Annotated in this window: 12 protein-coding genes; 10 read left to right on the top strand and 2 right to left on the bottom strand. The window is 60.0% G+C overall.

What is annotated here, in order from left to right; translation table 11 throughout:
- Nucleotides 1–2 precede the first annotated feature (2 nt).
- From BLL52_RS09865 to accD, 10 genes are all read left to right on the top strand, one after another.
- The gene (locus BLL52_RS09865) at nucleotides 3–131 is read left to right on the top strand and encodes an entericidin A/B family lipoprotein (protein ID WP_075586504.1); all 129 of its coding nucleotides are present in this window, start codon (nucleotides 3–5) and stop codon (nucleotides 129–131) included.
- A 36-nt stretch (nucleotides 132–167) separates the two neighbouring features.
- Entirely contained in the window at nucleotides 168–818 is a 651-nt protein-coding gene (gene leuD / locus BLL52_RS09860; protein WP_075586503.1) for a 3-isopropylmalate dehydratase small subunit, read from the top strand.
- Between the two features lie 194 nt (nucleotides 819–1,012).
- Nucleotides 1,013–2,083, top strand: coding sequence for a 3-isopropylmalate dehydrogenase (gene leuB, locus BLL52_RS09855; RefSeq protein ID WP_075586502.1), 1,071 nt, complete (start codon nucleotides 1,013–1,015; stop codon nucleotides 2,081–2,083).
- Nucleotides 2,084–2,149: 66 nt separating this feature from the next.
- Nucleotides 2,150–3,313 carry an aspartate-semialdehyde dehydrogenase gene (asd, locus tag BLL52_RS09850; protein WP_075586501.1) on the top strand — a complete coding sequence of 388 codons (1,164 nt, stop codon included), beginning with the start codon at nucleotides 2,150–2,152 and terminating at the stop codon, nucleotides 3,311–3,313.
- 247 nt (nucleotides 3,314–3,560) lie between these two features.
- Nucleotides 3,561–6,143, top strand: coding sequence for a motility hub landmark protein FimV (locus BLL52_RS09845; protein WP_075586500.1), 2,583 nt, complete (start codon nucleotides 3,561–3,563; stop codon nucleotides 6,141–6,143).
- Between the two features lie 43 nt (nucleotides 6,144–6,186).
- Entirely contained in the window at nucleotides 6,187–6,978 is a 792-nt protein-coding gene (truA, locus tag BLL52_RS09840) for a tRNA pseudouridine(38-40) synthase TruA (RefSeq protein WP_075586499.1), read from the top strand.
- Entirely contained in the window at nucleotides 6,978–7,739 is a 762-nt protein-coding gene (locus BLL52_RS09835; RefSeq protein ID WP_075586498.1) for a phosphoribosylanthranilate isomerase, read from the top strand. Before truA ends, BLL52_RS09835 begins: the two co-directional genes overlap by 1 nt.
- A gap of 51 nt (nucleotides 7,740–7,790) precedes the next feature.
- A complete protein-coding gene (gene trpB, locus BLL52_RS09830; RefSeq protein WP_075586497.1) occupies nucleotides 7,791–9,116 on the top strand; it encodes a tryptophan synthase subunit beta in 1,326 nt (441 codons plus the stop codon).
- Complete coding sequence (gene trpA, locus BLL52_RS09825; RefSeq protein WP_075586496.1) at nucleotides 9,113–9,964, top strand: tryptophan synthase subunit alpha; 852 nt, start codon at nucleotides 9,113–9,115, stop codon at nucleotides 9,962–9,964. Before trpB ends, trpA begins: the two co-directional genes overlap by 4 nt.
- A gap of 143 nt (nucleotides 9,965–10,107) precedes the next feature.
- On the top strand, nucleotides 10,108–10,980 hold the full coding sequence (accD, locus tag BLL52_RS09820; RefSeq protein WP_075586495.1) for an acetyl-CoA carboxylase, carboxyltransferase subunit beta: 873 nt from the start codon (nucleotides 10,108–10,110) through the stop codon (nucleotides 10,978–10,980).
- 15 nt (nucleotides 10,981–10,995) lie between these two features.
- Here accD and BLL52_RS21390 read toward each other — a convergent pair whose 3' ends face one another.
- Both BLL52_RS21390 and BLL52_RS21850 read right to left on the bottom strand, forming a co-directional pair.
- The gene (locus BLL52_RS21390) at nucleotides 10,996–11,301 is read right to left on the bottom strand and encodes a molybdopterin dinucleotide binding domain-containing protein (protein WP_241839106.1); all 306 of its coding nucleotides are present in this window, start codon (nucleotides 11,299–11,301) and stop codon (nucleotides 10,996–10,998) included.
- Nucleotides 11,302–12,156, bottom strand: a complete 855-nt coding sequence (locus BLL52_RS21850) for a molybdopterin-dependent oxidoreductase (protein ID WP_338065733.1) — start codon at nucleotides 12,154–12,156, stop codon at nucleotides 11,302–11,304.
- Nucleotides 12,157–12,169 lie beyond the last annotated feature (13 nt).

Genomic DNA, 12,169 nt, shown 5'->3' with positions numbered 1-12,169 from the left:
TTATGAGAACCCTCGTTTTATCTGTGCTGGTTGCCAGTTTTCTGAGCTTGGCCGGCTGCAACACCGTCAAGGGTGTCGGTCAGGACCTGCAAAAAGCCGGCTCAGCCATTGAAGGCGCCGCCAAGCCATAACAAGCCATAACAAGCCATAACAAGCGATAACAAGCCATGCAAAAATTTACTTTACTCAAAGGCCTGGTGGCCCCCATCGACCGGGAAAACGTCGACACCGACGCCATCATTCCCAAGCAGTTCCTTAAATCCATTCGCAAGACGGGTTTTGGTCAAAACCTGTTTGACGAATGGCGCTACCTCGACGCCGGTTTTCCGGGCCAAGACCCCGCCAGCCGTCGCCCCAACCCTGATTTTGTGCTGAACCTGCCGCGCTATCAGGGCGCCTCGGTCTTGCTGGCGCGGAAAAATTTTGGCTGCGGCTCGTCACGTGAGCATGCACCCTGGGCGCTGGACCAATATGGCTTTCGGGCCATCATCGCGCCGAGTTACGCCGACATCTTTTTCAACAACAGTTTCAAAAATGGCCTGCTTCCCATTGTTTTGAGTGAGGCACAAGTCGGTCAATTGTTTGACGAAGTGGCTGCCTTTGCGGGTTACAGCCTGACCGTGGATCTGGCACGGCAGGTCGTGATCAAGCCAAGCGGCGAAGAATTGCCGTTTGAAGTGCAGTCGTTTCGCAAATACTGCCTGCTCAACGGCTTGGACGACATCGGTTTGACACTGCGTCACGCCGACAAGATCAAAGCCTTTGAGGCTGAACGTTTGGCACAAAAACCGTGGTTAGCCCATACCATGCTTGCGTAGATAGCTATTATTTTTATATTTATCCGAACATTGGCAGTGTGCAAGGTGGTCAGCAACCGCTGACTCCAACGCTCCAAACCAAGCCACTCCGAGCCAATCCAAACCACTGAACTTTTTTACCCGGCCCTCCCTCGCGACCCTTGTTCTAGCGGGTTGAGCCTTCTCTTCATCTTCTTCAGAAAGTCACAAGCATCATGAAAATTGCAGTCTTGCCGGGCGATGGCATTGGTCCGGAAATTGTGACTGAGGCGGTCAAAGTACTGCACGCCCTGCAACTCCCGTTCGAGATGGAAACGGCGCCTGTCGGTGGTGCCGCCTACGCTGCATTGGGCCACCCCCTGCCCGCCTCCACCCTGAAGCTGGCGCAAGACGCTGATGCCATCTTGTTCGGCGCGGTTGGTGACTGGAAGTACGACACGCTAGCCCGCCACCTGCGCCCCGAACAAGCCATCTTGGGGCTACGCAAGAACCTGGGCCTGTTCGCCAATTTCCGTCCGGCGGTTTGTTACCCGGAACTGGTTAGTGCCTCCAGCCTGAAGCCTGAGCTGGTGTCTGGGCTTGACATTCTGATCATCCGCGAGCTCACCGGTGATATTTACTTCGGTCAGCCACGGGGGCGGCGTATCGCCACCGAAGGCGACTACGCGGGATCCGAAGAGGCCTTTGACACCATGCGCTACAGCCGCCCGGAAATCGAGCGCATTGCGCACGTTGCCTTTCAGGCGGCACGCAAGCGCAGCAAACGCGTGACAAGCGTGGACAAAGCCAATGTGCTGGAAACCTTTCAGTTCTGGAAAGACATCGTCACCGAAGTGGGCCTGCAGTATCCGGACGTGGCGCTAGACCATATGTATGTGGACAACGCCGCCATGCAACTGGTTAAGGCGCCCAAAAAGTTTGATGTGATCGTCACCGGCAACATGTTTGGCGACATCCTCTCGGACGAAGCTTCCATGCTCACCGGCTCGATTGGCATGCTGCCTTCGGCCAGCCTGAACGCTGCCCACAAGGGCCTGTACGAACCCAGCCACGGCAGCGCGCCTGACATTGCGGGCCAGGGCATTGCCAACCCACTGGCGACCATTTTGAGTGCAGCGATGATGCTGCGCTTCAGTCTGAACCAGGAAGCAGCCGCCCAGCGCATTGAGGCTGCAGTAAAAAAAGTGCTGGCGCAAGGTCTTCGCACAGCCGATATCTACAGCGAAGGCACGACCCGCGTTTCAACCATCGACATGGGCAACGCAGTGGTCAAGGCCATGCGCTGAGATGGCGGCTAGTGACTGACATCGGGCATCAACAAACGGCATTCAACAAACGCAAGAGGACATGAGATGAAAGTTGGCAATTTGGTAGGTTTGGTGGGTTGGCGCGGCATGGTCGGCTCGGTTTTGCTGGACCGCATGCAGGCCGAGGGTGACTTTGACTTGATTGAGCCGATGTTCTTTTCCACCTCCAACGCGGGCGGCAAGGCTCCAGCATTCGCCAAAAACGAGACCGTGCTGCATGACGCCTTCAACATAGATACTCTGAAGCGCTGCGACATCATCATCAGCGCCCAAGGCGGGGACTACACCACCGCTGTTTTTTCCAAGCTGCGCGCAACCGGCTGGGCTGGCCACTGGATCGACGCAGCATCCACCCTGCGCATGGAAAAAGAGGCAGTGATCATTCTCGACCCGGTCAATATGCCAGTGATTCAGACCGCACTTAGCCAGGGCGGAAAAAACTGGGTTGGCGGCAATTGCACGGTGAGTTGCATGCTGATGGGCGTCGGGGCGCTTTACAAGGCGGGCCTGGTGGAATGGATGAGCACGCAAACCTACCAAGCGGCCAGCGGCGGCGGCGCGCAACACATGCGTGAATTGTTGACGCAATACGGCACGCTGAACGCTGAGGTCAAAGCCCTGCTGAACGACCCAAAGAGCGCCATCCTTGACATTGACCGCCAAATCATCGCCAAGCAGCGCAGCCTGAGCGCCGCTGAGACAGCCAACTTCGGCGTACCGCTGGGTGGCTCACTGATCCCCTGGATTGACAAAGATCTTGGGATTGGCAAAAACCACGACGAAGCCGGTTGGGGGCAGTCCAAGGAAGAATGGAAGGGCATGGCCGAGACCAACAAGATTCTCGGCCAGGGTGAGGGCTTTGGCTCTGCTGCCATTCCTGTGGATGGTTTTTGTGTGCGCGTGGGGGCCATGCGCTGCCACAGCCAAGCCCTGACCTTCAAGCTGAAAAAGGACGTGCCGAGCGCCGACATCGAGGCCATGATTGCCGCCGACAACCCGTGGGTCAAGGTGGTACCCAACACCCGTGAAGCCACCATCCGGGATTTGACGCCCGTGGCCGTCACCGGCACCATGGCCATTCCGGTGGGGCGCATTCGCAAGCTGGCCATGGGCCCAGAATACGTCGGCGCCTTCACCGTGGGTGACCAACTGCTGTGGGGCGCTGCCGAACCGCTGCGGCGCATGCTGCGAATTTTGTTGGATACGTGAGTTAACTGGCTTCGGTTTGCGGCCCCGTTGCCACCCTACAACATAAAATCGCGCATGCCGGGGACAAAATGCACGGCCAACCTGTTCACAAGCTAACTTAACTTGTCAGCCTAACGCATTGATGTTATGTTACTTTTTATTGTTTCGAGTCCCAGGGCTACACGCCCGCAACAGACCATCTGCGGCTGGCTGTAAAACCGGAGAGCACCAATTGATTGCCAAGTCTCATCAATATCAACTTACCGCTATGGCAATCGCTGCACTCTTGAGCGTCTGGGGTACTCCGGCAGCGGCCTTATCACTGGGTCGCATCACCGTGCAGTCTGCCTTGGGAGAGCCCCTCAAAGCCGAAATTGATGTGCTCGACATCAATGCCCAGGAAGCCTCCAGCCTGGTCACCAAAGTGGCGCCCCCTGAGGCTTTTCAGGCCGCCGGGCTTGACTACAACCCGGCACTGAGCAACCTGCGCACCACACTGCAACGCCGCCCGGACGGTCGCGCTTATCTGCGCATCAGCAGCGACCGCGCCATCGGTGAGCCATTTGTCGACATGATTCTGGAGGCCAGTTGGGACACCGGACGCATCGTTCGCGACTACACGATGCTGTTCGACCCGCCAAACTTGCGCGGAAGAACCAGTGGTGTGCCGGTCACTTCGCAACTGCCTGCGCCAGAGCCTGAGCGGGTCACCCCCGCGCCCCGCGTCGCCCCGCCTGCTGCCGTGGCGGCGGCACCCTCAGCGCCAGCAGCGGTCACCACGGCGCGCGAGCCAGCACCGCCCATGCCCACGCCGACCGCGACCAAACCGCCAGTGGCTAAGGTTCAACCCGTGCCAAAAGCCCAGGCCTTAGCACCCCCCCCGCAGGCGCGCGGGCCTGCTGCCGTGGCTCAGACCATCAAAATCAGGCCTGGAGATACCGCCGGCGAGATCGCCGCCAACCTCAAGCCCACCAATGTGTCGCTCGACCAGATGCTGGTGGCCTTGCTGCGCGCTAATCCTGACGCCTTCATCCAAAACAACGTCAACCGGATGAAGGCCGGTGCGGTGGTGACCCTGCCCAGCCAAGCAGAGGCCAGCGCAACCCCAAAACCTGAAGCCACACAGATCATCACCGCTCAAAGCCAGGACTTCAACGACTACCGTCGCAAGTTTGCAGCCAACGTGCGAACCGCCCAAGTGGCGCCTGCCAGCCGCGCTGTCAGCGGCAAGCTTGAGGCCACCGTTGAAGACAATAAGCCGACCGCAGCCATTCCTGACAAGCTGACCCTGTCCAAAGGTGCGGTGCATGGCAAGTCTGACGAAGAAGCGCTGACACAGGCACGCAACACCAAATTAGCCGAAGACCGTGCGGCTGAGTTGGCGAAAAACATCAGAGATCTGGACCAGCTAGCCGCAGCCGCGAGCGCACCGGTCTCGGCAGCCGCTGAACCCGTGCCCGCCCTCGCGGCCAGTGCGCCCGAGGCACTGGCAGCTGCAGAAGCTGCCGAGTCCGCCTCTGCGCCAGCGCCGATTGCACCCACCGCCGAAGCAGAACCCAAAAAGCCTGCACCGCCGCCGGTCATGCCAGAACCGATGGCCGAGCCCAGCTTCATCGACGACCTCATGGACGACCCCATGCTGCCCGCAGGTGCGGTAGCCTTGATCGCACTTCTCGCAGGTCTGGGTCTGTACCGAGCCAGACAGCGCAAGAAGGCTGAGCAGCTCGACAGCACCTTCGCCAACAGCGATCTCGCCTTCTCAGGCGCCAGCGGCGGCCAGAATGTGGATACCGGCGACAGCGTGACCACCGGCTCGTCAATGGTCTATTCACCCAGCCAGCTCGACGCGGTGGACGACGTTGACCCAGTGGCCGAAGCCGATGTCTACCTGGCCTATGGCCGCGACTTGCAGGCCGAAGAAATTCTGAAAGACGCGTTGCGCACCAACCCGCAGCGGGTGGCGATCCACCAGAAGCTGCTCGATATTTATGCCAAGCGGCGTGATGTCAAAGCCTTCGAGTCAGTGGCCGCCCTGGCCTTCAACCTGACCGACGGCACAGGCACCGAGTGGGAGCAAATTTGCGAAAAAGGCATCACCATTGACCCGGACAATGCGCTTTACCTGCCTGGTGGACAGCCCCTGACCTCGCAACTGCCAGACTTTGACAAAGCCGAGCCGGTCTTCTCGCCGACATCCAGCAGCAAACTGGCGGGCGACGATGCACGTGACGAGGCCCCGATTGCCACCGGGCCTGGCGACCTGGATCTGGATCTGGATTTTTCGACAGACGACGTCGCCCCGGATTCAGCGCCACCAGTACCCCCAGCAGCACCGCCCTACAGCGACGATGTGCCTACCGCCTTTTCAGGTTTGGGCGAGTTTGGTGGGACACCACTGCCGACCATTTCGGCAGCGTTGCCACCTGCCGCAGAAACCTCCTCTGAATCGGTCGACGTTCAACCTGAACCTACCACGGTGCGCGACCCGCTGGACGAGAACCTGAACTTTGAGGTGCCATCATTGCGAATGGCGCTTGACTACCCCCCCACCAGCCTGACTGAAGAACCTACTGTCACCGATACTGAGCCCAGCCCGGACGCATCTGCAGCGAACGAACTGATGTCGTTTGACCTGGGCTCACTGTCGCTTGACTTGGGGGAGGACAGAGCCACCGTACCGGGCGACTTCATCGACGAATCCATGGATCCCCTGGAAACCAAGCTGGCCCTGGCCGACGAGTTCCGCGCCATTGGTGACGAAGATGGTGCGCGCGCGCTGATTGAAGAGGTCATTGCCGAAGCAGTGGGCGACCTGCGCGCCAAAGCCCAGAGCGCGCTGAACAAGCTTTGAGCCGTTTCAGAGTCGCCATTTACTCTGCCTGGGGGGTCACGCATTGAGGCTGGCGCTGGGCATCAGCTACAACGGGCTGACCTACCACGGCTGGCAAAGCCAGACGTCTGGCCTGACCATTCAGGACAAATTGGAAAAAGCGCTGGGCGAGTTCACTGGCCGGCGCGTCTCAACCCTGTGTGCGGGCCGCACCGATGCCGGTGTGCACGCCCTGATGCAGGTAATCCACTTCGACACGCCCGCCCAGCGCCCTGAGCCGAGCTGGGTACGCGGCCCCAACGCCCTGCTGCCGCGCGACATTGCGGTGCAGTGGGCCAAAGAGGTGCCACCAGAGTTCCATTGCCGCGCCAGCGCCACTTCACGGCGCTATACCTATGTGCTACTGGATTCCCCGGTGCGCCCCAGCATCGACACCGGCCGTGTCGGCTGGGTCTATAAGCCATTGAACCTGGAGCGCATGCAGCAAGCTGCAGAACACTTGCTGGGCGAAAACGACTTCAGCTCGTTTCGCGCCAGTGCCTGCCAGGCCTTGTCACCGGTTAAAACCCTGATGCGCATCGACATCACGCGCCGCGGCGCCTACTGGCGCTTTGAGTTTGAGGCCAACGCCTTTTTGCACCACATGATCCGCAACCTGATGGGCTGCCTGATCATGGTGGGTGATGGCCGCAAGGCGCCTGACTGGGTGCTGGAGGTGCTCGCCGCCCGTGACCGCGATGCCGCAGCGCCCACGTTTTCGCCCTACGGCCTGTATTTTGTCGGCCCGCGCTACGATGCGCGCTGGGGGTTGCCCGAGCATCCGACGCTGTTGGACGGACTCCCCGGAGCCCTTTGATGACCACCGACCCCAGCCTTCCTGTCAACGGCACGCCCACGCACCCATCCCGTGTCTCGCAGACTAACGCGCCGCCACCGTTTCGCACCCGCATCAAGATGTGCGGCTTCACCCGTGAAGAGGACGTGGATGCCGCTGTAGCCGCCGGGGCTGACGCGTTGGGTTTTGTGCTGTACCCGAAAAGCCCACGTTATGTGACGCCCGAGCGCGCGGCAGAACTGGCCCGCCGCCTGCCACCGTTTGTGCTGCCGGTGTTGCTGTTCGTCAACGAGACTGCCTCAAATGTGATAGCTGCCTGCGCAAGCGTGGCGGGGGCTAGCGCCCAATTTCATGGTGATGAGTCGCCAGAGGATTGCTGGGCCGCGAGTGGTTTGGGACAGCGGCCGTTTCTGCGTGCTGCGCGTATTCCCCGTGACGAAACCGCGGTGAGCTTTGATCTCTTAAAATTTGCCCACGATTTTTCACAGGCTCAAGCCATTTTGCTGGACGCGCAGGTTGACGGGTTCGGCGGTGGCGGGCACACATTCAATTGGTCACTGCTTCCAAAAAACGTCAACGCTCACCTCGTCTTGAGTGGTGGGCTAACCGCTGCCAACGTGATCGACGGCATCACGCAGGTACGCCCGCGCTGTAAAACGCTGGCGGTGGATGTCAGCTCGGGCATTGAGGTGCCGGGCCACAAAGGCATCAAGGACGCAGGCCGAATGCGCGAGTTCGTCGCAGCAGTTCGCCAAGCTGATCAAGCTTTATATACAAAATAACCCTCTAGCCCTTATATAACTTGCGCTAGTAGCTACTAAATTAATAACAACATGTCTGATTACCAACAACCCGACGCGCGGGGCCACTTTGGCATCTACGGCGGCAGTTTCATCTCCGAGACCCTCACTCACGCGGTCAACGAGCTCAAAGACGCTTACGCCAAATACCAGTTTGACCCGGCTTTTATTGAAGAATTCGAGTCCGAGCTGGCGCACTTTGTCGGTCGGCCCTCGCCCATCTACCACGCTGCGCGCATGAGCCGCGAGACGGGTGGCGCGCAAATTTTCCTGAAACGTGAAGACCTGAACCACACCGGCGCGCACAAGATCAACAACACCATCGGCCAGGCGATGCTGGCCAAGCGCATGGGCAAGCCGCGCGTGATTGCCGAAACCGGTGCTGGTCAGCACGGCGTGGCCACCGCCACCATCTGCGCGCGCTACGGGCTGGAATGCGTGGTCTACATGGGCAGCGAAGACGTCAAGCGTCAAAGCCCCAACGTCTACCGCATGAAACTGCTTGGCGCTACCGTGGTGCCGGTGACCAGCGGCAGCAAGACGCTCAAAGACGCCCTGAACGAAGCCATGCGCGACTGGGTGGCCAATGTGGACAACACCTTCTACATCATCGGCACGGTAGCCGGACCGCACCCCTACCCGATGATGGTGCGCGATTTTCAGAGCGTGATCGGCCAGGAATGCCTGGTGCAAATGCCCGAGATGCTGCGGGCCGCCGGTTGCAGCAGCGCCCAGCCCGATGTGGTGGTGGCATGTGTCGGCGGCGGCTCAAACGCCATGGGCATCTTCTACCCCTACATCGAATTCGAGGCCACCCGGCTGATCGGCGTGGAAGCAGCCGGCGCGGGTATGGACAGCGGCAAACATTCGGCCAGCATCCAGCGCGGCAGCCCCGGCGTGCTGCACGGCAACCGCACCTATGTGCTGCAAGACGACAACGGCCAGGTGACTGAGACCCACAGCATCAGCGCCGGGCTGGACTACCCTGGCGTTGGCCCCGAGCACGCTTTTTTGAACGACATCGGCCGTGCCGAATACGTCGGCATCACCGATGCACAGGCGTTGGCGGCTTTCCACTACCTGTGCCGCACCGAGGGCATCATCCCCGCACTCGAATCCAGCCACGCACTGGCCTACGCCATGAAGCTGGCCAAAACCCTGCGCCCGGACCAGTCGATTCTGGTCAACCTGTCGGGCCGGGGTGACAAAGACATTGGCACTGTGGCCGATCTGTCAGGCGCTGACTTCTTCTGCCGCCCCAGCTGCCAGGGCCAGTCGGTCAAAGGTGATATGACAAATAAGCCTGTAGCCCTTGTAAAACAAGCGCCAGAAGCTATTGTTTCAGGAGCATTTATATGAGCCGTATCGCCGCCACTTTCAGCCAGCTCAAGGCGCAGGGGCGCCAGGCGCTGATCCCGTTTGTCACCGCAGGTTTTCCGTTTGCCGACGTTACCCCCGAGCTGATGCACGCTTTTGTTGCCGGTGGCGCTGACGTGATCGAGCTCGGTGTGCCGTTTTCTGACCCCAGCGCCGATGGCCCGGTGATCCAGAAAGCGGGCGACAAAGCCCTGTCTTTCGGCATCGGCCTGGCGCAGGTGCTGGAGATGGTGCGGGTGTTTCGCACGCAGAATCAAACCACACCCGTGGTGCTGATGGGCTACGCCAACCCGGTGGAGCGCTACAACCAGACCCATGGCGCAACAAAAGCTGTAGCAGGCTATGCAGACGACACAAGGGCTACATCGCCTTTTGTCCGAGATGCATCAGCCGCTGGCGTGGACGGTATGCTGGTTGTGGACTACCCGCCTGAAGAGTGCCTAGACTTTGCCGCCGAGCTCAAGGCCCACGACATGGATTTGATCTTTTTGCTGGCCCCCACCTCCACCGACGCGCGCATGGCCCAGGTCGCCAAGATCGCCAGCGGCTATGTGTACTACGTGTCGCTCAAAGGCGTCACCGGCTCAGGTGCGCTCGACATTGACGCGGTAAGCGCCATGTTGCCGCGCATCCGCGCGCATGTGAGCGTGCCGGTGGGCGTGGGCTTTGGCATCCGTGACGCTGCCACCGCGCGCGCCATTGGCAAGGTGGCCGACGCGGTGGTGATTGGCAGCAAGATCATCCAGTTGATCGAGCCTCTGCCGCGCGACCAGGTGGCCGCCACCGCGCAAGCCTTTCTGCGCGACATGCGCACCGCGCTGGATTCATAATCCGCAGCTCAATGAACCGACGCCTTGCCAATGCGAACGCAGCGCGGCAGTCCATGCCCTCAGAACCCATGGATTGCCGCGTCGCTGCGCTCCTCGCAATGACGGAAAATGCGGCAACCCTATCCCTCTGACCGGAGACTCCTATGAGTTGGCTCGAAAAACTGCTTCCCCCCAAAATCCAGCAAACCGACCCCAAAGACCGGCGCACGGTGCCTGAAGGACTGTGGATCAAATGCCCGGCCTGTGAAACCGTGCTCTACAAGACCGATCTGCAACAAAACCAGAACGTCTGCCCCACTTGCAGCCACCACCACCGCATTGGCGCGCGTGCGCGGCTCAACTTCTTTCTGGACAACGAAGGCCGCTACGAGATTGGCCAGGAAGTGCTGCCAGTGGACGCGCTCAAGTTCAAAGACAGCCGCAAATACCCTGAGCGCCTCAAAGAAGCCATGGAAAACACCGGCGAAACCGATGCGCTGGTGGTCATGGGCGGCTCGGTGATGGGCATTGGCCTGGTGGTGGCCTGCTTCGAGTTTGAATTCATGGGCGGCAGCATGGGCAGCGTGGTGGGCGAGCGCTTTGCACGCGGTGTGCAAAGCGCCATCGAGCAAAAAGTACCGTTTATCTGCTTCACAGCCACAGGTGGCGCGCGCATGCAAGAAGGCTTGCTGAGCCTGATGCAAATGGCCAAAACCAACGCCTCACTCACCCATCTGGCAAAAAAAGGCCTGCCCTTCATCAGCGTGTTGACCGACCCAACCATGGGCGGTGTGAGCGCCGGGTTTGCCTTTCTGGGTGACGTGGTGATTGCCGAGCCCAAGGCACTGATTGGTTTTGCCGGGCCGCGGGTGATTGAATCTACCGTGCGTGTGAAGTTGCCAGAGGGCTTTCAGCGTGCTGAATTCCTTCAGACCAAAGGCGCCGTCGACCTGATCTGCGACCGCCGCGAACTGCGTGCAACCATCGCCAACACGCTGGCCATCCTGACGCGGCAAAGCGCGGATGCAGTCGGTTGATGGACGGGCCGAAAGTCAGCCCGGTTGGCTGAGTACCGTCACCGGCGGTAGTGTGCCTTTGAAGCGTTCAACCTCGGCCTTACCGGTATGACCGCAGTTTCCTTGAGAGAGGCGCGAAGTCGCTAGCCCGGTCATCAAGATATTGACGTCGCCGTAACGGCACAGACTACCGATCTCTCCCGGGTTCAACGGGTAGAACCAGCCACCTTCGTTGATGCGGATCACCCCTTGGCGGATGTTTTTGCTGATCTTCAAGCCCGCCAGAATCTGCCCACGGTTGTTGTGCACCCTCACCACATCGCCATCGGACAGCCCGCGCACCTACGCATCGTCAGGATGCATCACGCACGGTTCACGCTCGGCGATCGCGTAGCTCTGGCGATTAACGGTGCCACACAACTGCGAATGCAGGCGCATTTGCGAATGGTTGGCTGCGACGTGCAATGGATACTTGGTGGCAGGGCCATCCAAGCGCTCAATGGGTTCGATCCAGGTGGCATGCGCCGGGCAGTCTGCATAGTTGTATTTCTCAATCGCCCTGATATAGAGTTCGAATTTGCCCGAGGCCGTGCCCAATACGTTAAGCAGCGGGTCAGCGCGGAAATCGGCGTGGCGCACACAGTCTGCCTGCGCGTCGCTCAGGGGAAATGCCAACGGCTTGTTGCTGTTCCAGAAAACACTGAAGACTGGCATTTCCATCCCTTTGGCGCGGGATTCGATCTTGGCCGCTTCGTAGAAGCCGCGGGTCCAATCCATCTCGTCGCGACCCTGGGTGAACGCATAACCCTTGCCAAGTTTTTTCGCGATGTCGGCAAAAATGTCGAAATTGCTGCGTGCCTCGAACAGTGGCTCGACGATCTTCTTCATCGCCACGATGTGGCTGATGGCGTAGTCGCCCACTTGCTCGATATCGTTGCGCTCGTAAGAGGTGGTGGCAGGCAGCACGATATCGGCGTGGCGAGCCGATGCGGTCCATTGCACATCGTGGACGATGAAGGTGTCGAGTTCGCGACACGCGCGCAGCATCTCGTTGCGGTCTTGCTGGTAAGAGAACGGGTTCCCGCCCACCCAGTAAGCCAGTTTGATTAACGGCAGTTTCAGCTGATGCCCGTTGAACTGCATGGTCTTGCCAGGATTCAGCAGCGTCTCAGACAAACGCGAGACGGAAATCGACACCGCACCGCCCCCT

This window comes from Rhodoferax antarcticus ANT.BR (genome assembly GCF_001938565.1).
GTDB classification, from domain to species: Bacteria; Pseudomonadota; Gammaproteobacteria; order Burkholderiales; family Burkholderiaceae_C; genus Rhodoferax; species Rhodoferax antarcticus.
The sequence above is the reverse complement of the archived record's forward strand: the minus strand, read 5'-3'. Positions and strand labels throughout refer to the sequence as shown.

Excerpts from the sequence above, each read along its gene's own strand:
- asd (WP_075586501.1), top strand. The coding sequence starts at position 2,150 with ATGAAAGTTGGCAATTTGGTAGGTTTGGTGGGTTGGCGCGGCATGGTC.
- BLL52_RS09835 (WP_075586498.1), top strand. The coding sequence starts at position 6,978 with ATGACCACCGACCCCAGCCTTCCTGTCAACGGCACGCCCACGCACCCA.
- accD (WP_075586495.1), top strand. The coding sequence starts at position 10,108 with ATGAGTTGGCTCGAAAAACTGCTTCCCCCCAAAATCCAGCAAACCGAC.
- BLL52_RS09845 (WP_075586500.1), top strand. The coding sequence starts at position 3,561 with ATGGCAATCGCTGCACTCTTGAGCGTCTGGGGTACTCCGGCAGCGGCC.
- trpA (WP_075586496.1), top strand. The coding sequence starts at position 9,113 with ATGAGCCGTATCGCCGCCACTTTCAGCCAGCTCAAGGCGCAGGGGCGC.
- leuD (WP_075586503.1), top strand. The coding sequence starts at position 168 with ATGCAAAAATTTACTTTACTCAAAGGCCTGGTGGCCCCCATCGACCGG.
- trpB (WP_075586497.1), top strand. The coding sequence starts at position 7,791 with ATGTCTGATTACCAACAACCCGACGCGCGGGGCCACTTTGGCATCTAC.
- BLL52_RS09865 (WP_075586504.1), top strand. The coding sequence starts at position 3 with ATGAGAACCCTCGTTTTATCTGTGCTGGTTGCCAGTTTTCTGAGCTTG.
- leuB (WP_075586502.1), top strand. The coding sequence starts at position 1,013 with ATGAAAATTGCAGTCTTGCCGGGCGATGGCATTGGTCCGGAAATTGTG.